Raw genomic sequence first — 18,094 nt, forward strand, 5'->3', positions numbered from 1 at the left:
TAACTCCTTAGAGAGAGTCAGATAGCTACCATCACCATTTAAATATCTTTCAACTGCTAAACGCCTGAATTCCTCTGTATAGGATTGAAATTTTGTCCCCTTTTTAGCCATTAAAAATCCCCTCCAAGTAGTAGTGTATCATTCCCGCCAAATAGCGGGCTTTTTTACACTGTCTACTTAAAGGGGATAATATCATATTGCAGGTTTTTTCTTTTGAAATCATTTTTTCAAATCTCTTTCATATGTTACATATAAAATGGAGGGAGATATAATGGAGATAATTGTACGCTCCGGAGATACCATGTCATATTTAAGTAATTTGTTTATGGTACCGCTTGAACTCATTATCGATTCCAACCTGGATGTCGACCCAATTCAATTAAAAGTCTCAGAAAAAATACTTATGCCTGGATATATTTCTGTACCATATACCATTAAAAAAGATGATACCTTTTGGAAAATTGCCCGTTCTAAAAATATACCCGTAGATGCCATTCATTTATTAAATCAAAACCTGGATTCTAAAAAGTTAACATTGGGTAAAACGATGTACTTGCCTGAAAGGATTACTAAACCCAATACCTCAGCAAAGGCGGGCTGCGATTATAAGAGTTTAGTTAAGATAATTAATCATTTACAAAAGGTATACCCATTTATAAAAGTTTCTGTAATCGGAAACAGTGTACTTGGAAATTCGATTCATGAAATCCGGATTGGAAAGGGTGCTAAAAAAGTACATATGAATGCCTCTTTCCATGCAAATGAATGGATTACAACTTTGGTGCTGATGATTTTGTTAAATCAGTATCTGCTATCCTTAACAAATGGAAGCTTAATTGAAGGGAAGAATACTCTTGAACTATATCAAAATGTAGAATTGTCTATCGTTCCAATGGTTAATCCCGATGGAGTGGATTTGGTTTTAAACGGACCTCCTATTAGTTTAAGAGACGAAGTCATCAGCATCAATGAAGGTACAGATGATTTTATTCATTGGAAAGCCAATATCCGGGGCATTGATTTAAATAATCAATTTCCGGCTAACTGGGATATTTGTAAACAAAATAAGCGGCCCAAATCACCAGCGCCAAGGGACTATCCAGGCGATTTGCCGTTAACGGAACCAGAAGCTATCGCCATGGCTGACTTGGCAAAAAATAACCCATTTAATCGTGTATTAGCGTTCCATACCCAAGGGGAGGAGTTTTATTGGGGCTATGAAGGCTTTGAACCTGCTGAATCAGAGACAATTGCTAAAGAATTTGAAAAAGTAAGCGGTTATGAGGCGATTCGCTATGTAAATAGCCATGCAGGATATAAGGACTGGTTTATTCAGGAGTTTAAACAGCCAGGGTTTACGTTGGAGTTAGGAAAAGGAATAAACCCCCTGCCGCTATCGCAATTTCCAGAAATATTGAAACGGGCCGAAGCAATATTTTTAGCAGCCCTTTATTTATAAATTTAGTAAGCTCATTACTTGTATTGTCCGTTTATTCTCATTAAAATTAATTATCATTATAAAAAAAGCAAAAGAGGGATACAAGGAGGGGGAAGATGATTCAGTTAAAGAGAAAAGTGTCCTATCAAAATCATACTTTGTCCATACTATTGATTGTTATGACCCTCCTTTTAAGTGCCTGCGTGAATAAAGAACCGCAGAAATCAAAGACTTCAGCTAAACCAAATAAGAGCAAAACTTCTACTACAGAACAAAGAACAGAATGGAAGCTGCCTGTTTCACCACCAGAAGGTGAATTTTACAAATTTGCAGGGTGGATCTCAGATACCGAAGTCCTCTATATAACAAACGTCGAGCAGACTTCCAATGTCTACCGATATCATTTATTAACCGGCAAAAGTGATTTAATTTATAAAAGTAAGTATCCAATCGTTACTGTTGAAATTAGTCCATCAAAAAATTATATATTAATTCATTCCTCTCCATCTTCGTATGAGGGCTTAGTTACAATAATCGATGCTAAGGGTTCACAAAAACTAAATGAATCATTTCCCTCTCATGAGTTAGAGTTTGAGTGGAATCCATATAACGAGTCACAAATACTCGTTACCAAATTTGCAGAAGATTGGACTTTCTCTGTTTCATTACTGGACATCGAAAATTCAAAAACAAAAGAGCTTTCCATACCTCAGCCATTTATTAAATGGATGAACGAGGATGAAATAGCTTTCTTAAATTGGGATGAAAATAAACCTGCTTTATTTGCTCCACTTATCGGGATGAACCTGGATAATGAAAGGGAGAAACCAATATTTCCATCAGCCATTCATTTTTCAACATTTCGCCATTTAATTATGACCGTCACGGTGAGTAAGCAAGATCAATCTAAGGCTGCCTATTCCTTCTATAATCAAAGCAAAAAAGAAATATTTTCATTCTCTATCCCGCAATTGACGAATTTCTCGGATTGGTTAGTTCCTTTTTATGATTACGATGAGAATAAGGGACAATTTATCACTCTTCAACCGCTGAGTAGTGGTGAAATTGATTCTTATATGAGTGGTTTTCAATTAGTATTATATGATGTTAAAAAGGGGAGCAAAAAAGTTATTATGGAAGGTTTAGATAACGAGCCCATCACTATTTCACCATCCGGCGATGCCTTATTATTTGGAAACAGTTTTGAAAATATTATCGATTTAAAAGCAAAGAAAAAATATAAGATGATAAAAGAATGACATAAAAAAAAGACTGTCGGCTGACAGTCTTTTTTTTAATGTGTTCCAGTAGGGAAACCGTGTTCAACAATGGTCATAACGGTAAACCAGCCAAAAACAAGAAAGGATGCTACACCCCAAAATGCACCTAGCATATTTTTAGACTTTAGTGACCTTAATCCTCCAAATACAGCGAGCACGGTAATGAGAGCAAAAATGATAACCAAACCCATGAGAAATCCCCCTTTATAAGTAATAAGCAGGCATGAAGCCTAAGTTTAAAAGAAAATTATGTAACAATATTATATACATTCGATTCCTATTTTATATTTTTTTCTTTCATTTGTCGAGGGCAAAAGTGACAACAATATCATATGCCCTGGCAATTTTGTGAATCAGTTCAATATTGTTCTTATCAATAAAGAAAAGAGCTGACCCATTTTCCCTTGTTTCAAATACTAGATGCTCCTCAAATTGATACATCGCCATCTGAATGTCATTTTGATTTCCCTTGGTAATACAGAAGGGAATGATATCAGACGCAAATAGACCGCAATGGTCTACGTCTAATTCAAGCGCATAATCCTCGAAAGTTGTGCTCTTTTTACCATTAGCCACAACGAATAACGGGTGAATATGTTCAAAAAGTTCAGCAGCCTTTAATAATTCTTGAGCGAGGTTCGCCTCCTCATCTATAAGGTAAATAAAAAAGTTTCTAACATTCCAATTAATGTTGGTCTCTTCAAATAACAAATCATGAAATTCCGGGAAATCGGCAATTTCAGAATTAGCTTCGACTGCAAAAGCTTTTATCATTTTAGTATCCCCCTTTTAAAGGCAATTCTTCCGCCTTCTTAATTAATAGTGTAAAATAATTGTATCTCAATTCCAATTTGGAGGAACAATGAAAATGAAATGGCAGCAAATACCCTTAGGAAGTATACAAACCAATTGTTATATTGTTGAAAATCCGGATCGTGCTTGTTTAATTTTCGACCCGGGCGGTGAAGGGAAAAAACTGATTAATTTATTAACAAAGAGAGGCTTAAAGCCTGCTGCAATCATGCTTACCCATGCGCACTTTGACCATATTGGCGCAGTAAGTGAAGTAAGAGATTTTTATAATATTCCCGTCTATATCCACAAACAGGAAGAAAAATGGCTCGGGGACCCAGCGCTAAATGGATCCGCCTTCTTTAGGTTAATTGAAGAAATTAGGGTTAATCCCGCCGACCATCTTATTAAAAATGAAGGCGTAATGAAAATCGATGATTTTGAGTTTACTGTATTACATACACCAGGTCATTCACCTGGAAGTGTTTCTTATTATTTTGAAAAAGACGGGTTTGTCATCTCAGGAGATGCTCTGTTTCAAGGCAGTATCGGCCGAACAGATCTTCCAGGCGGAAATCAGGATCAACTGCTAAAAAGTATTCATGACAAGCTCTTAACATTGCCAGAGGAAACCTATGTACTATCAGGTCATGGTCCTGCAACAACGATTGTTGATGAAATGGACGGTAATCCGTTTTTGAATGGGTTCTAAATAGAAAGACCCTTCTCATAAAGAGAAGGGTCTTTCTGGGGGATGTTCTATTCATTCAAAATAATGGGAGGGGATATTGTTAAGCTACTAACTTTACAATATATTAAAGTTTTCACTATGTCAATAGTGGTAATTCAAAGGAGCAATGATGGATAAATATTTACAGCAGCTAATGTCAAATTCACCAACTCGTTTAATATCCTATGCTGACTTTATTGGTGCAGCCCTTTATCATCCACAATTGGGATATTATATGAAAGATAAACAAAAAATTGGACGTCTTGGCGATTTTATTACTACTAGTAATATCTCAGACGTATATGGCAGGCTAATCGCCAAATGGTTTTCACGAATATGTAAAATAGCGAACCTTGAACCTGTATTTTGCGAAATTGGGGCAGGGGATGGCAGATTTGCTCAATCTTTCTTGGAGGAATGGCATGAAACAATCCATACATCATTACAATACATTATTGTGGAAACAAGTCCCTTTCACCGAAACCTGCAAAAGGAATTACTAAAAAATTATCCTTCAGTGATCCAAATTGAGAACTTGATGGAGCTGCAAGCCTTTGAAGGGGTGATTTTTTCCAATGAACTCTTTGATGCACTTCCGGTTCATGTGATTGAAAAAGGTCATGGGCAGTTATTCGAGGTGATGGTCGGTTATCAAAGTGAAGGTCTTGTAGAGAAAAAGATACCTTTAGAAAATGAAGATATTCTCCGCTTTTTACGAGAAAGCGATCTAGCTTTGCGAGATAATCAACGGATAGAGATTCCTATAGCAATGGAAAAAATGTTGCAGAATATCTCGAATGTACTTTCCAAAGGATTTGTGGCAACGGCTGATTATGGATATACAAATGAAGAGTGGATGAATCCCAGAAGGGCAGAGGGAAGCTTGAGAGGCTATTATCAACATAGGATGATAAATAATGTCCTAGAATATCCCGGTGAAATGGATATTACTACACATATCCATTTTGATTATCTGATCCAAAAAGGGGAAGAAGTAAGTTTACGATTCTTAACAAAACTTAGGCAGGATGAATTTTTACTTAAAACGGGTATTCTTAAGGAACTAGAGGACCATTTTGACCCAAATCCTTTTTCAGAGGTTAGCAAAAGGAATAGGGCTATACGTAGTTTGATCATGCCATCGGGAATGAGTTCTTACTTTCATATTATTATTCAACAAAAAGCTCTTCAATTAAGTGAAAGTGATCTATTCTCCGTATAAAAAATAAAAACGCCGGTTTTAACGGCGTTTTTATTTTTTCTTATTCTCCGCCACCAAGTGGCATCATGAACGTTGTCCAATATGTAAAGCCAGCGAAGAAAATAGTTAAATATGCTCCGAAAACATACAAATACATACGCTCGGAAAGTTTAAGATAACTTAACAGAACAAAGAATCCTGTTTGGGCTAAGAAAAGCATAGCTGTCTTATCCAAATCACCAAGATATAACATAACGGTGAAAATGCCCGTCCAGAAACCACAAACTCTGAACATGCGATCCATATGTATCCCTCCTTTTACCCTACGATACCATCATTACAATATTATAAAGAAAAGGAGGTGCAATGTAAATAATGGTTTCGAATTAGTTTGTGACAAGTGCTTGATAAGAACAGGTTTCACAACCGGAAATCATATTTTCTTTTTCAATCAACTCTACCGATTCAAAAAGAGCTCCAAACATTCCTTTTAAAAATTCATGGTGCATACTGCAAACTGTTTCCGTATGTTCTTCAGCCACTTCTTTAAAAGGACAATTAAAAATTTGGAAGTATATTTTGGTTTTTTCGCCATTTGCTTCAAATTCCGGATAAAAACCTGCGAGTGTTGCTGCACTCTTTAATATATTTAGCTTTTGCTCGAATTCTAATTCTTCACCAAGTGAACTTTTTGTCATTTCCTGCTCAATAATTTCTGCACCAAACCGTTTTCCTGTTAAGAAAAGGGCTTCTCTGCCAGCCTCCCCAAGGGAAATCATGGTTTGAATCGCAACCTTCGAAAGGAGCATATAGTCGCGGTATGGAAAATGCAGCTGAATAACATCATCAGATAAGCGATATAATCTGCTGGGTCTGCCGCCTTTACCCGTTTTTTTTGTTTCGGATGCCAACATGTTGACATCTTCAAGCTTTGATAAATGTAGTCTTGCCACATTTGGATGAATATTAAAATTATCTGCCACTTCTTGAACAGTTACTTCTTGATGGCGTTTCGTAATGTATTGATAAATGTAGTACCTCGTTGGATCTGACAAAACGTTTGTAATCTTTAAAGTTTGTTCCATCTCTTGTTCACCTCGGACCCCATAATTTATTCCATTATAATACAGCAATAATAAAGAGGGAATGAGGTTAACAAGGTAAACACTATATGTTTAGAAAATGTTCACAATTATGGACTTTATATTGTAACAATATTAATTTTGGGTTGAAATTGAACTATGAATTATTAGGGCAATATGTTTTTTATTGGAATGTATATTAAAAAAGAGAAGCGGTCATGAACGACCGCTTCTTATATTTTCCTTCTTTTCTTAACTTCGGTGTATAGGATATAAGGGAGAATTCCAAACCAACGATACCAAAAGGATGCTCTTCCGTCTTTACGTTCTTGACGTATACGTTGCCTTTCCTCTTTTGGCTGGTCTGCATATTTAACAATCGTTTGTGTCATATATTTTACATAATCATTTGTTTTCATGGACACACCTGCCTTTTTGTACACATATAAGTATGTCCAAGATTTATTATTTCAAACAAATTAATTCATTTTTTCTACCCATTTTATTAACTTTTTTGTTCTCGTATCAAAATATCCTATCCCATATACCGTTTCTCCAGAGTATAGATTAAGCGTAAAATTGACCTTCTGAACATACATTAAAGGAGTTTCCGCCTGATATCCCAAATTGCCCTTTTGATAAACGAGCGTTCCTTTTAAAGGTATTGCTCCGGCTGATTGGAACAGATTCTCAATTTTTTTCACTGATGAGAGAAAATAAAACTCTTCCTGCAGAATTGTGGCCGTTTCATGACCCATTTTTCTTTCGGATAGTAATTGATCAATATGGATTGAGAGAAACATAAGAAAAAGGATCACCAAGCAAAGTGTTAAAGGATAGGTAAATCCACTTTGCCTATTTTTCATGGGGCTGCATTCCAATTCACTATGGAATAAGCAATCACTGAATAATCCTTCCCAGAAAGATCCTTAACCGTTACTTTTACAGAATTGTTTTGAATGGAAAAGGAATACTGAGATACATTTTGCAGAAGAATTTCATGTCCGGTGGAATCGACCCTCCTGCGCAGATTGGATCCATATTTCTCATACTGAATCGTTTCTCCGTCCTTTGTGAGGATTAATCGGCCAGAAATAACTTGGGCCTTTGTGGACAATCGGATTTCTTTTTTTATCTGATTGCAAAAAACTTCCCACTCCAAAGATTGTAATTCTGCTTGCGAATCTTTGCTGTTAAACAAAATTTGAAAAATAGGCATCATAAAAAAAGCTAGGACAGAAAAAATAGAAAGGGCGATGAGCACTTCGATGAGCGTAAAAGCTTTATTATTCAAGTAGGCTGCAAATTTCGGTTTGTTTATGGATTGAACCGTCCTCAACTCTAACGCACACCTCCTTGTACTGGCTGTTTTCAGTCCAATTGATTTTGTACTCAATGCTATTGTGATTAACTGAGTAATTTAAGAAAACGGGATTGTTATTTAATTGTGCTTGCAGCTCCTCAAACATGATTTGACGGGCCTTTTTTTCAATTTCCAGTGTTCTGGCTTGGGCTCTTATATCGATTAATAAAGGGATCAAAAACAGACAAATCATTAAAAGGGCTGAAAGCGATAATAATAGTTCCAGCAAAAAAAATCCATTATTTTTCCGTAACATAAAACCGTCCCTTTCCAATCAAAACGGTCAAGAGGTAATCATTTTTCTGAGTGTGGATCACTAAGGAACCGAATTTATTTACATTTCCGTCCTGCAGGAATTTGAAATATAAAGGGAGAGTTCCTACCGTGAGATTAATGTTGTTTGAATATGTTCTCTCAACTATGGGCGGGACCTCGGTCCGCAAAAACATATAATACTTATACTCACTTGGGATAAAAACTACAGATACATCATGTTGATGTGAGATGGCGTAGTTCTGAGCATAATATAAGTCTGCCTTCAATTGGGTAAAAAACGCTGCGTCTTCTAATACAGCATGCTGTGGTTTTAAAGAAATGGCTGTAACTAGGGAAAGAATCATAAAGATGGAGAGAACGATCAAGGACTCAGCTAATGTAAATCCTTTTTGGTTGTTTATCATGATGAGGCAACAGAAACATTTCCTGCAGCATCGATGACAACATTCTTGCCGTTAGGACAACCTTGTTTTTCTTTTAAATATCCTGCTGTTTCCAGTTCGGCCAGGGTAGGAACCTCGTTATGTTCCATTTCGTAAGCCTGAACCTGGGCTTGAACCATTTTTACATAAGCATCACAACCTTTGTTATTGATATTCGAATTATGTTTTGTGACATTCGGAATCGTAATCATTAATATTACTGAAATCACGAGCATAACAATCATCATTTCAATTAAGGTAAATCCCTTTTCGTTTTTCATCTTTTTAAAGTTCATTTTAATAACCTCCATTTTTATATTCCATCCATTAGATGAAACATTGGTAATAAAATTGATAAATACATCGACACAATAAGAAGTCCAATAAATAAGTAAAGAATTGGTTGAATGGTTTTTAAGCTTTTTTCAATTAATTCCTCCATGATTGACACGCAATGTTTGCTGAAAAAAAGCAATTCCTGCTCTAATTTTCCATTTTCTTGGCCATGCTTCATAATCATTGGAAATTCTTTTTCAAAAAACGAAAAAGTTGCAATAATCGTCTCCAATTTTTCTCCGGTAACAAGCTTTGATTTAATTGTTTTACCCAGTTCACTATAAAAGGGCTGTTTTTCATTTTGTTCAAAAAGTACAAGAGCTTCTGAAACTGAAATTCCGCCGGATAAAAGGAAACTTAATTGAATGGAAAAGTAGTGGGTAAACAGCAATTTGAGGATTCTGCCAGCAATAGGTATCCGAACAAGAAGTTCCCGTTGCTTTAGGATAGAGTATTTTCGGAAGATGAAGAAGTAGTAGATTGCTGTTAAGAATAACAGGACAAGTAATGTCTCAATATAGACAGGAAAATAATGATCAAAGGCGTAGATGACACTTGTAAAGAAATTTTCTTCAAGGCCAAGCGATGTAAACAGGGTTGTAAATCTCGGGAGCAGGGTATTTTCTACAAACACAAAGAGGAACCCAGTGATCAGGATTAAAACAAAAGGATATTGAAGGAGTTTTATCAGCTTCTGTAAATCCTTATTCTTCAATTGTGCAAGGCTGCTTCCCTCGAGCAGGGCTTCCGCGAAGCTTCCATGCTGCTCAGCAAAATAAACATAACCAATTAAGTCTTTGTGAAATCCTAGTTTGTCCAGTGCATCGTGAAAAGGCAAACCTCTTTTTAACTCTACTAAACAATCATATAATTCCTCCTTTCTAGACTTAGGTAAATGTAATGATATGGACTCAATTGCTGCTGCAATTGGATACCCCCTGGCTAAAAGTTCACCAATTCTCTTTAAAAAGGCGGCTTGTTCGTTAACTGACCATTTACGTTTTTTCATGATCGTATACCAGCCGGTCATATTCAGATTCTTGTATATAACCAAGGGCAATACCCTTTTTAATCACATCTTTAATTGTCCGATACTGTGTTTCAATGTTCTCACCCTTTGCCGCTTTCATTGTATTGCTTAAATTTCTACCTGATAACAGTTCAAACACGCTGGCTCTTTTCCATCTTCCATCTGAATAACATAATGGAGAACAATCTCCCTCACAATAGGGGCAGGTTAGCTCAACCAATCTTTGCCCTGTAACGGCAATTAATGTCTGCTCCACCTCTAACCAATTGACACCAAATTCTCTGAGGCGGTATACCGCCCCTCTGGCATCCCTTGTATGCATCGTGCTGAGAACCAAATGCCCAGTTAGAGCTGCTCTTACGGCAATTTTAGCAGTTTCGGCATCCCTGATTTCCCCAACCATGATAATATCAGGGTCATGACGAAGAATGGCCTTTAAACCTGCTGCATAAGTGACGCCGGCTTTTTCGTTGACCTGAACCTGCAGAACGGAGTCGTAGTTTTTTTCTATTGGGTCTTCAAGGGTGATGACATTGCGATGAAATAGGTGGGCAGTTTCATTCAAAAGGGAGTAAAGTGTGGTCGTTTTGCCGCTGCCAGTTGGACCTGTGAAAATAATTAATCCATGAGCATGTTTGAGAAGTGCTAGCAGTTTTCTAGTCATAGAAGGGAAGAGTGAGAGCTGATGAAAAGGAATTTGTTCCTGCTGGGGTAATAGCCGGATCACAAGACTTTCTCTGTTGTTAGATGGAAGAGTGGAAAGCCTAAGGCCCATTAATTGTCCGTCGACCTCGCAAAAAATGGCTCCGCTTTGCGGGCGTCTTCTTTCTCCGATATCCATATTGGCTGTAAATTTAAAGTGTGAGATTAATCTGTCGCATTCTTCTTTTGGAAGTGATAATCGGGGAATGAGCTTGTTGGTTAAACGAATCTGGACAAGAGTGTCTTTCTTCCGTGGAATAATATGTATATCTGTCGCCTGGTTTCGGGCTGCATCTGTGATGATCCTGTTCGCTAAAATTTCAATCGAGCTAACAATGGGTAACACCACCTTTTTATTTTGTCTTTACTTAAATTTCGACATGGTTCTCTCTTTTCCTCCTAATATTTAAAAAAAATATTTTTTTACAAAAATATTTGAAGAGGGTGTCAGGCACCATGTGAAATTTTCACATGGTGCCTGACACCCTAGGATTAGATTGCTTTTTCAGTTAAGTAGAAAAGCCCGCCATTAATGAAGGAAATGTTTATTTTAGGTTCGTATTGCTCCTTTAATGCCTGTTTTTCTGTTTCGTAGCTTTCGCTTTCTTCTTCGGCATCTTCATAGAAATGGTCTAAAAGACGTAAATCCTGCTCCCAGCGTTTTCTGGCTTCATCTGCCCAAGAATGGTCATCATCCTCAATCATCGATTTAAGGTAATTTTCAATTCTTGACATCCCGCTTTTCGGCTTCACTAATGGTGATAGGGTAAAAGAGTAATCCGGTATTTTAGGTGTCAGCGGTATTTTCTGAAGCCGGTCATGGAAATCCACCACCATTTGTCCATTAATCAGCTGTAAGCCAATAGACTTAAAAATATCTCGTTTCCGATCACATTGATAAGAAATTTTAACATTCATACAGAGCCAAGGCATTAATGGAGTTTGGCTGGTGCCATTTTGATGGTTTTCATAAAGCCGTATGTAACTGGCTAAATTTTTCGTTGATTCAAATATTTGGTGGAGCCGAGGGGAGCCGAAATGAATAATCTCCCCTCTCATATTTTCAGGTGCCGCTTTTTGATTAGTAATAAACGTCAGCTTCATCGGATTCGGAATTCCGCCCGTTTTTTCTAAATAATGCCAGTAAAAAGGGCGATTCATTAAAGCTTTATCGAGTTCAATCGTCAACTGAACCGTTAAATATCCCGGCTTATTTTCGATAATCGGACAATCATTGGCTTTAAAATAATTCAAAAGAAAACTATGAATTTCCTGCTGCTGCATGTGAATCTCCTTTCTTCATACTTTCTGCAAATTCAATCATCGATGATAAATTTTCCATTTTGATCCGCATTTCACCCTCTGAAGCGGACTGTCCAAATATATCAATTAAATGATCCTCAATATTGCCGAATTCCAGTTTCGTGAGAATATCATCGAGCTCGCCGATAACCTTTTCAAACAAATGAATTTTTTCATACAATAGCTTGAGAATATGCTCTTCGACCGTGTTTTTTATCGCAAAATTGTAGATCATGACATCTTTTTCCTGCCCAAGGCGATGAATCCGTCCAATCCTCTGCTCCAGTCTCATCGGGTTCCATGGCAAATCAAAATTAATAATATGATTACAGAATTGCAGGTTAATTCCTTCACCGCCTGCTTCCGTCGCAATTAACACCTGGGCGTGCTTTTGAAACAATTCACGCATCCAGTCTTTTTTACCGCGTTTAAACCCGCCGCGAAATGGAACAGAAGAAATTCCATGCTGCTTTAAATACCATTGCAAATATAACTGGGTTGCTCGGTATTCCGTGAAAATAATGACTTTGTCATTTACTTTTTGAATTAACTCGAGCGCCTTTTCTGCCTTAGAATTTTGCTGAACTGCTTCCACCTTTTTAATCAAATATTGGATTTGTTCTTCAAAAGCCTGCGTAGGATTTTCTTTCTTCTGAAGCATATTTTTCAATGTGTAAAAAACAGCTTCTCTGCTGCTGCAAGCTTCCCGCTGCAGGGTCATGACCGAGAAAGAACTGGTCTGGACCCAGTCACCTTCGCTTTTTAGGTCTGTAATCGACATATACAGTTCTTTTTCAGGTTGTGTAAATTCGATGGGAATGGTTTCAACATGCCGTTTCGTCCATTCAATGCCTGTATCAGCACGGCGGTTTCGAATCATCACCTTATTGACCAGCTCTTTTAAATGCTCGTCATCATTTAAGGACCGAGAATCGCGCTTGTACTTTTCATAGAATGCGGTTTCGCTACCTAAATGACCTGGCTTAAGAAGCGAAACAAGGTTAAAAATTTCCTCAATCCTATTTTGTATGGGAGTGGCCGTCAACAATAAACAAAATTTCTTTTTTAGATTCTGAACAAATTCATAGTTTTTCGTTTTATTATTTTTCAATTTATGGGCTTCATCGATAATGATAAGGTCATAATCCTGCTGGTAAATAATGTCCCGGTGCGGATTCCGCTTCGCTGTGTCAATCGAAGAAACCACCACATCGCACTGTTCCCATACATAGCTTTTCCTTTGGGTGATGGCAGGGATAAAAAACTTGCTATTCAGTTCAATGGCCCATTGGGTAACTAATGAAGCGGGAACAAGGATTAATACTTTTTTTACCAGTCCGCGAATCATGTATTCTTTTAAAATTAAGCCGGCTTCAATCGTTTTACCCAGTCCGACTTCATCGGCAAGAATCGCCTTGCCATTCATGTTTTCAATTACTTGCTTAGCGGTTTCAAGCTGGTGAGGAAGCGGTGTTAAATTAGCCAGATGATTTGGTGCCTGAAGGCCCTCAAATTCAGGGATGACAAGGTGTTTTTCAACCCCAATAGCCAGTTTAAAAAGCTCCCAATTTCCCCAAGGACCATCGTTGTCAATTCTATGCAAAAAATCATCCTGCCATGAGGAATCAAATTCAATTTCGACAGACATCGTTTCAGCTCCTGTTCCTGCAAAAGTTCCTTACAAAAGTTATTGCTCAATGTATTGTTTTAATGGTAGGATGATAATAGCTTTGAAAGTTTTAAATATTTTAATAAGGTAATTTATTTTAGAAGTATAATTAGTATGACCAAAATGGAAAATATTATAAATGCGAATGATAACAAGGGGAGAGACTACTTTGTAGCGCCGAAGGAGCAAGCAGACCATGTGAATCTCTCAGGCAAAAGAACTCTTGTTTGACGCGGCTCTGGAGAGTGCTGTATAGATTGGGCAGCCACCAAAGGGGAAAGCCATTCCAGGTTAAACTTTCAGGTGCAAGGACAGAGACCTTCTTTCGTTTAAAGGGAGGTTTCTGTCCTTTTTTATGTTTTCCTTTGTCAAAATACTTTTTTAAATGCAAAATCAGAATAATATTTTTCCTGATTTTGTTAATGGGTTAATCTCTGTTAAAGAGTCAATTTTTACGAATAATGAACATGTAAAAGATTGAAGGGGGATTTATGATGACTGAATTGAAACGTACTCCGCTGTTTGACGTTTATAAAGAATACGGCGGTAAAACGATTGATTTCGGAGGCTGGGAACTGCCTGTCCAGTTTTCAAGCATTAAGGAAGAGCATGAAGCCGTAAGAACAAAAGCCGGATTATTCGATGTTTCCCATATGGGGGAAGTAGAAGTAAAAGGTGCTGACAGCTTAAAATATTTACAAAAAATGATGACAAACGATATTTCAAAAATTAAAAACGGCGGCGCCCAATACACAGCAATGTGTTACGAAAATGGCGGTACAGTTGATGATCTGCTCGTCTATAAAATCGAAGATAATCACTATTTATTGGTTGTGAATGCATCCAATATTGAAAAGGATTATAAATGGCTTGAAGAACATTTAGAGGGCGATGTCAGCCTTGAAAACCTTTCTGAAAAAATGGCACAGCTCGCCGTTCAGGGACCTCTCGCTGAAAAGGTACTGCAAAAGCTTACGGATACTGATTTAAGTGGTGTTGGCTTTTTCAAATTTCAGCAGGAAGTGCTCATAAATGGAAAAAAGGCGCTTGTATCTAGAACCGGCTATACCGGTGAAGATGGCTTTGAGGTTTATTGTGATTCGGCTGAAGCCGCAGTGCTTTGGAAAGAAATTTTAAAAGCAGGAAAGGAAGAAGGAATTCTCCCTTGTGGATTAGGAGCGCGCGATACTCTTCGTTTCGAAGCAGTGTTAGCACTCTACGGCCAAGAGTTATCAGCGGAAATTTCTCCGCTGGAAGCCGGTATTGGGTTTGCGGTGAAATTAACTAAAGAAGCAGATTTCATCGGGAAAGAAGCATTAAAGCAGCAAAAAGAAAACGGCCTCCCAAGAAAATTGGTTGGTATCGAAATGATTGACCGTGGAATTCCGCGTCACGGCTACCCAGTCTATAAAGGTGAAGAATTAATCGGAGAGGTTACGACAGGAACTCAGTCACCAACCTTAAAGAAAAATATTGGTCTTGCCTTAATTAAAACAGAATTTGCTGGTCTTGAATCAGAGGTGGAAGTGGAAATTCGCGGTAAACGCCTGAAAGCTACAGTAATTCCAACACCTTTTTATAAAAGAGAAAAGAAATAACAGAAGGGAGCTAGGTTAATGAAACATCGTTATTTACCAATGACTGAACAAGATAAGAAGGCTATGCTTGAAACAATTGGTGTTTCCTCCGTTGATGAGCTTTTTAGTGATATCCCTGAAAAAGTGAGATTTAAAGGTGAATATAATATAAAAGCAGCAAAATCAGAAACGGCATTAATGAAAGAACTATTTAATATGGCAAGCCGTAATGCAGACCTAAAAAGAAATGTTTCTTTCTTAGGTGCTGGTGTTTATGACCATTACATGCCTGTAATTGTAGACCATGTCATTTCCCGATCAGAATTCTATACAGCCTATACACCATATCAGCCAGAGATTTCACAAGGTGAACTTCAAGCCATTTTTGAATTCCAAACAATGATTTGTGAATTAACAGGAATGGATGTAGCTAACTCTTCAATGTATGATGGTGGAACAGCTCTTGCAGAAGCAGCGATGCTAAGTGCTGGTCATACAAAGCGCAAGACGATTGTTGTATCAGGTGCAGTACATCCAGAGTCCCGTGAAGTATTAAAGACCTATGCAAAAGGTCAATATCTTGACGTTGTAGAAGTTCCTGTAAAAGACGGTGTCACTGACGTTGAGGCTTTAAAAGGATTGGTGAATTCCGAAGTTGCTGCTGTTATCGTCCAATATCCGAACTTTTTCGGCAGAATCGAACCTTTGAATGAACTTGAAGAAGTCATTCATGAACATAAAGCGATGTTTGTTGTTTCAAGCAATCCATTATCACTTGGAGTTTTGACACCTCCAGGGAAATTTGGTGCAGATATTGTGATTGGCGATGCACAGCCGTTCGGAATTCCAACTGCCTTTGGCGGACCACACTGCGGATTTTTCGCTGTAACAACAAAATTAATGCGTAAAGTACCTGGACGTCTCGTTGGACAGACAACCGATGACCAAGGCCGTCGCGGTTTTGTATTAACCCTTCAGGCACGTGAACAGCATATCCGTCGTGATAAAGCGACTTCCAATATTTGTTCGAACCAGGCGCTAAATGCACTTGCTGCGTCGGTTGCCATGACGGCTCTTGGTAAAAAAGGCGTTCGAGAAATGGCTGCATCCAACTTACAGAAGGCGCACTATGCGAAAACTGCCTTTAAAGAAGCAGGGGTTGAAGTTATTTACGATGGCCCTTCATTTAACGAATTTGTGGTCAAATTAAATAAGCCTGTTAAAGAAGTCAATCAACAGCTCTTACAAAAAGGAATCATTGGCGGTTATGATTTAGGCCGTGATTATCCTGAGTTGTCTAACCATATGCTTATTGCCGTTACGGAGCAAAGAACGAAGGAAGAAATTGATACACTAGTGAAAGAATTGGGGGATATGCATGCATAATCAAGATCAAGCGCTCATTTTTGAACTAAGCACACCCGGACGTATTGGATACAGCCTGCCGGAAATGGATGTTCCGGAAGCAGATCTAAATGGTCTTCTCCCAGAAGGATTCTTACGTGTTGATGAACCGGAGCTTCCTGAAGTATCTGAGCTTGATATCATGCGCCATTATACTGCCCTATCAAGAAGAAATCACGGAGTAGATTCTGGCTTTTATCCACTTGGCTCTTGTACAATGAAATATAATCCAAAAATCAATGAAAATGTTGCCCGCTTTAACGGATTTGCCCATGTGCATCCATTGCAAGACGAAAGCTCTGTCCAAGGCGCACTAGAGCTTTTGTATGACTTGCAAGAGCATTTAATTGAAATTACGGGAATGGACGAAGTAACCCTTCAACCGGCTGCAGGTGCCCATGGTGAATGGACAGGATTGATGATGATCCGTGCTTATCATGAAGCGAATGGCGATTTGAAGCGTACAAAAGTAATCGTTCCTGACTCAGCGCACGGTACCAATCCTGCCTCTGCCACAGTTGCAGGTCTTGAAACAATTACCGTTAAATCGAATGAAAATGGTCTTGTAGACCTTGAGGATTTAAGAAGAGTTGTTGGCGAGGATACGGCTGCATTAATGTTGACCAACCCAAATACACTAGGACTATTTGAAGAAAATATCCTTGAAATGGCTGAGATTGTGCACGATGCTGGTGGTAAGCTTTACTATGACGGCGCGAACTTAAACGCAGTTTTATCTAAAGCAAGACCAGGTGACATGGGCTTTGACGTTGTTCACTTAAATCTTCATAAGACCTTTACCGGCCCTCACGGAGGCGGCGGACCAGGTTCTGGTCCTGTTGGGGTTAAGGCTGACTTAATTCCCTTCCTCCCAAAACCGGTGATCGCGAAACGCGGTGAAGAGTATGTTCTTGATTATGACCGTCCACAATCAATCGGACGTGTAAAGCCATATTACGGAAACTTCGGTATTAACGTTCGTGCCTATACCTATATCCGTTCCATGGGTCCAGACGGCTTAAAGGCGGTAACAGAATATGCAGTTCTAAATGCGAACTACATGATGAGAAGACTTGCTGAATATTATGATCTTCCGTTTGATAGACATTGTAAACATGAATTTGTTTTAAGCGGCCGCCGTCAGAAAAAGTTAGGCGTGCGTACCCTTGATATTGCGAAGCGCCTGCTTGATTTTGGCTACCATCCGCCAACCATTTACTTCCCGTTAAATGTGGAAGAGTGTATTATGATCGAGCCGACAGAAACTGAATCAAAGGAAACTTTGGATTCTTTCGTCGATATTATGATCCAAATTGCCAAAGAAGCAGAGGAAAATCCAGAGGTTGTTCAAGAGGCGCCGCACACAACTGTGGTCGGCCGTATGGACGAAACTACTGCCGCTCGGAAACCAGTATTAAAATACCAAAAGGCCTAATAAGTTTAGGGATGATTCGTTTGTGAATCATCCCTTTTTTGTTGGAAAAAAGGTT

21 protein-coding genes and 1 riboswitch are annotated in these 18,094 nt (G+C 38.3%); of the genes, 7 read left to right on the forward strand and 14 right to left on the reverse strand.

Going from position 1 to position 18,094, the window contains the following annotated elements; translation table 11 throughout:
- The first annotated feature begins 271 nt into the window (after positions 1-271).
- On the forward strand, positions 272-1,459 hold the full coding sequence (locus PH210_RS09945) for a M14 family metallopeptidase (RefSeq protein WP_289985016.1): 1,188 nt from the start codon (positions 272-274) through the stop codon (positions 1,457-1,459).
- A gap of 95 nt (positions 1,460-1,554) precedes the next feature.
- Complete coding sequence (locus PH210_RS09950; protein ID WP_289985019.1) at positions 1,555-2,697, forward strand: YqgU-like beta propeller domain-containing protein; 1,143 nt, start codon at positions 1,555-1,557, stop codon at positions 2,695-2,697.
- 35 nt (positions 2,698-2,732) lie between these two features.
- Here PH210_RS09950 and PH210_RS09955 read toward each other — a convergent pair whose 3' ends face one another.
- Together PH210_RS09955 and PH210_RS09960 are read right to left on the reverse strand one after the other, a co-directional pair.
- Complete coding sequence (locus PH210_RS09955) at positions 2,733-2,909, reverse strand: DUF2759 domain-containing protein (RefSeq protein ID WP_289985027.1); 177 nt, start codon at positions 2,907-2,909, stop codon at positions 2,733-2,735.
- Positions 2,910-3,015: 106 nt separating this feature from the next.
- Positions 3,016-3,492 carry a hypothetical protein gene (locus tag PH210_RS09960; protein WP_289985029.1) on the reverse strand — a complete coding sequence of 159 codons (477 nt, stop codon included), beginning with the start codon at positions 3,490-3,492 and terminating at the stop codon, positions 3,016-3,018.
- 94 nt (positions 3,493-3,586) lie between these two features.
- Here PH210_RS09960 and PH210_RS09965 point away from each other — a divergent pair, with 94 nt between their 5' ends.
- Positions 3,587-4,222 carry an MBL fold metallo-hydrolase gene (locus tag PH210_RS09965; RefSeq protein ID WP_289985489.1) on the forward strand — a complete coding sequence of 212 codons (636 nt, stop codon included), beginning with the start codon at positions 3,587-3,589 and terminating at the stop codon, positions 4,220-4,222.
- A 148-nt stretch (positions 4,223-4,370) separates the two neighbouring features.
- A complete protein-coding gene (locus PH210_RS09970; RefSeq protein WP_289985031.1) occupies positions 4,371-5,462 on the forward strand; it encodes a class I SAM-dependent methyltransferase in 1,092 nt (363 codons plus the stop codon).
- 40 nt (positions 5,463-5,502) lie between these two features.
- Here PH210_RS09970 and PH210_RS09975 read toward each other — a convergent pair whose 3' ends face one another.
- From PH210_RS09975 to PH210_RS10030, 12 genes are all read right to left on the reverse strand, one after another.
- Positions 5,503-5,745, reverse strand: coding sequence for a DUF2626 domain-containing protein (locus PH210_RS09975; protein ID WP_289985032.1), 243 nt, complete (start codon positions 5,743-5,745; stop codon positions 5,503-5,505).
- A gap of 82 nt (positions 5,746-5,827) precedes the next feature.
- Positions 5,828-6,526, reverse strand: coding sequence for a helix-turn-helix transcriptional regulator (locus PH210_RS09980; protein WP_289985034.1), 699 nt, complete (start codon positions 6,524-6,526; stop codon positions 5,828-5,830).
- A gap of 230 nt (positions 6,527-6,756) precedes the next feature.
- Positions 6,757-6,942, reverse strand: a complete 186-nt coding sequence (locus PH210_RS09985) for a YqzE family protein (RefSeq protein WP_289985035.1) — start codon at positions 6,940-6,942, stop codon at positions 6,757-6,759.
- A 60-nt stretch (positions 6,943-7,002) separates the two neighbouring features.
- A complete protein-coding gene (gene comGG, locus PH210_RS09990) occupies positions 7,003-7,389 on the reverse strand; it encodes a competence type IV pilus minor pilin ComGG (RefSeq protein ID WP_289985036.1) in 387 nt (128 codons plus the stop codon).
- Positions 7,386-7,862 (reverse strand): competence type IV pilus minor pilin ComGF, encoded by a 477-nt coding sequence (comGF, locus tag PH210_RS09995; RefSeq protein WP_289985038.1) that lies wholly within the window; start codon positions 7,860-7,862, stop codon positions 7,386-7,388. The genes comGG and comGF overlap by 4 nt, the downstream gene beginning before the upstream one ends.
- On the reverse strand, positions 7,810-8,142 hold the full coding sequence (gene comGE / locus PH210_RS10000; protein ID WP_354669975.1) for a competence type IV pilus minor pilin ComGE: 333 nt from the start codon (positions 8,140-8,142) through the stop codon (positions 7,810-7,812). The genes comGF and comGE overlap by 53 nt, the downstream gene beginning before the upstream one ends.
- Positions 8,126-8,566, reverse strand: coding sequence for a competence type IV pilus minor pilin ComGD (gene comGD / locus PH210_RS10005; RefSeq protein ID WP_289985039.1), 441 nt, complete (start codon positions 8,564-8,566; stop codon positions 8,126-8,128). Before comGD ends, comGE begins: the two co-directional genes overlap by 17 nt.
- On the reverse strand, positions 8,563-8,865 hold the full coding sequence (gene comGC / locus PH210_RS10010; RefSeq protein ID WP_289985493.1) for a competence type IV pilus major pilin ComGC: 303 nt from the start codon (positions 8,863-8,865) through the stop codon (positions 8,563-8,565). Before comGC ends, comGD begins: the two co-directional genes overlap by 4 nt.
- Before the next feature lie 32 nt (positions 8,866-8,897).
- Positions 8,898-9,929 (reverse strand): competence type IV pilus assembly protein ComGB, encoded by a 1,032-nt coding sequence (gene comGB, locus PH210_RS10015; RefSeq protein WP_289985040.1) that lies wholly within the window; start codon positions 9,927-9,929, stop codon positions 8,898-8,900.
- Positions 9,916-10,998 (reverse strand): competence type IV pilus ATPase ComGA, encoded by a 1,083-nt coding sequence (gene comGA / locus PH210_RS10020; protein WP_289985041.1) that lies wholly within the window; start codon positions 10,996-10,998, stop codon positions 9,916-9,918. The genes comGB and comGA overlap by 14 nt, the downstream gene beginning before the upstream one ends.
- A gap of 146 nt (positions 10,999-11,144) precedes the next feature.
- On the reverse strand, positions 11,145-11,936 hold the full coding sequence (locus PH210_RS10025; RefSeq protein WP_289985042.1) for a YqhG family protein: 792 nt from the start codon (positions 11,934-11,936) through the stop codon (positions 11,145-11,147).
- Positions 11,914-13,602 carry a DEAD/DEAH box helicase gene (locus PH210_RS10030; RefSeq protein WP_289985043.1) on the reverse strand — a complete coding sequence of 563 codons (1,689 nt, stop codon included), beginning with the start codon at positions 13,600-13,602 and terminating at the stop codon, positions 11,914-11,916. Before PH210_RS10030 ends, PH210_RS10025 begins: the two co-directional genes overlap by 23 nt.
- 166 nt (positions 13,603-13,768) lie before the next feature.
- Positions 13,769-13,856, forward strand: a riboswitch (glycine riboswitch).
- A gap of 261 nt (positions 13,857-14,117) precedes the next feature.
- Here PH210_RS10030 and gcvT point away from each other — a divergent pair.
- The 3 genes from gcvT to gcvPB are packed head-to-tail and all read left to right on the forward strand — an operon-like array spanning position 14,118 to position 18,039.
- The gene (gene gcvT / locus PH210_RS10035) at positions 14,118-15,221 is read left to right on the forward strand and encodes a glycine cleavage system aminomethyltransferase GcvT (RefSeq protein ID WP_289985044.1); all 1,104 of its coding nucleotides are present in this window, start codon (positions 14,118-14,120) and stop codon (positions 15,219-15,221) included.
- 18 nt (positions 15,222-15,239) lie between these two features.
- Positions 15,240-16,586, forward strand: coding sequence for an aminomethyl-transferring glycine dehydrogenase subunit GcvPA (gene gcvPA / locus PH210_RS10040; RefSeq protein ID WP_289985045.1), 1,347 nt, complete (start codon positions 15,240-15,242; stop codon positions 16,584-16,586).
- Positions 16,579-18,039 carry an aminomethyl-transferring glycine dehydrogenase subunit GcvPB gene (gene gcvPB / locus PH210_RS10045; protein ID WP_289985046.1) on the forward strand — a complete coding sequence of 487 codons (1,461 nt, stop codon included), beginning with the start codon at positions 16,579-16,581 and terminating at the stop codon, positions 18,037-18,039. The genes gcvPA and gcvPB overlap by 8 nt, the downstream gene beginning before the upstream one ends.
- The last annotated feature ends 55 nt before the right edge of the window (positions 18,040-18,094 follow it).

Origin of the sequence: Paenibacillus sp. BSR1-1, from assembly GCF_030403775.1 — a bacterium.
GTDB lineage: Bacteria > Bacillota > Bacilli > Bacillales > Cytobacillaceae > Neobacillus.

Excerpts from the sequence above, each read along its gene's own strand:
- comGC (WP_289985493.1), bottom strand. The coding sequence starts at position 8,865 with ATGAAAAACGAAAAGGGATTTACCTTAATTGAAATGATGATTGTTATG.
- PH210_RS09970 (WP_289985031.1), top strand. The coding sequence starts at position 4,371 with ATGGATAAATATTTACAGCAGCTAATGTCAAATTCACCAACTCGTTTA.
- comGB (WP_289985040.1), bottom strand. The coding sequence starts at position 9,929 with ATGAAAAAACGTAAATGGTCAGTTAACGAACAAGCCGCCTTTTTAAAG.
- PH210_RS09945 (WP_289985016.1), top strand. The coding sequence starts at position 272 with ATGGAGATAATTGTACGCTCCGGAGATACCATGTCATATTTAAGTAAT.
- gcvPB (WP_289985046.1), top strand. The coding sequence starts at position 16,579 with ATGCATAATCAAGATCAAGCGCTCATTTTTGAACTAAGCACACCCGGA.
- PH210_RS09950 (WP_289985019.1), top strand. The coding sequence starts at position 1,555 with ATGATTCAGTTAAAGAGAAAAGTGTCCTATCAAAATCATACTTTGTCC.
- comGE (WP_354669975.1), bottom strand. The coding sequence starts at position 8,142 with ATGTTACGGAAAAATAATGGATTTTTTTTGCTGGAACTATTATTATCG.
- PH210_RS09975 (WP_289985032.1), bottom strand. The coding sequence starts at position 5,745 with ATGGATCGCATGTTCAGAGTTTGTGGTTTCTGGACGGGCATTTTCACC.
- PH210_RS09960 (WP_289985029.1), bottom strand. The coding sequence starts at position 3,492 with ATGATAAAAGCTTTTGCAGTCGAAGCTAATTCTGAAATTGCCGATTTC.
- PH210_RS09965 (WP_289985489.1), top strand. The coding sequence starts at position 3,587 with ATGAAATGGCAGCAAATACCCTTAGGAAGTATACAAACCAATTGTTAT.
- PH210_RS09980 (WP_289985034.1), bottom strand. The coding sequence starts at position 6,526 with ATGGAACAAACTTTAAAGATTACAAACGTTTTGTCAGATCCAACGAGG.
- gcvT (WP_289985044.1), top strand. The coding sequence starts at position 14,118 with ATGACTGAATTGAAACGTACTCCGCTGTTTGACGTTTATAAAGAATAC.
- comGG (WP_289985036.1), bottom strand. The coding sequence starts at position 7,389 with ATGAAAAATAGGCAAAGTGGATTTACCTATCCTTTAACACTTTGCTTG.
- PH210_RS10030 (WP_289985043.1), bottom strand. The coding sequence starts at position 13,602 with ATGTCTGTCGAAATTGAATTTGATTCCTCATGGCAGGATGATTTTTTG.
- gcvPA (WP_289985045.1), top strand. The coding sequence starts at position 15,240 with ATGAAACATCGTTATTTACCAATGACTGAACAAGATAAGAAGGCTATG.
- PH210_RS10025 (WP_289985042.1), bottom strand. The coding sequence starts at position 11,936 with ATGCAGCAGCAGGAAATTCATAGTTTTCTTTTGAATTATTTTAAAGCC.
- comGD (WP_289985039.1), bottom strand. The coding sequence starts at position 8,566 with ATGATAAACAACCAAAAAGGATTTACATTAGCTGAGTCCTTGATCGTT.
- PH210_RS09955 (WP_289985027.1), bottom strand. The coding sequence starts at position 2,909 with ATGGGTTTGGTTATCATTTTTGCTCTCATTACCGTGCTCGCTGTATTT.
- PH210_RS09985 (WP_289985035.1), bottom strand. The coding sequence starts at position 6,942 with ATGAAAACAAATGATTATGTAAAATATATGACACAAACGATTGTTAAA.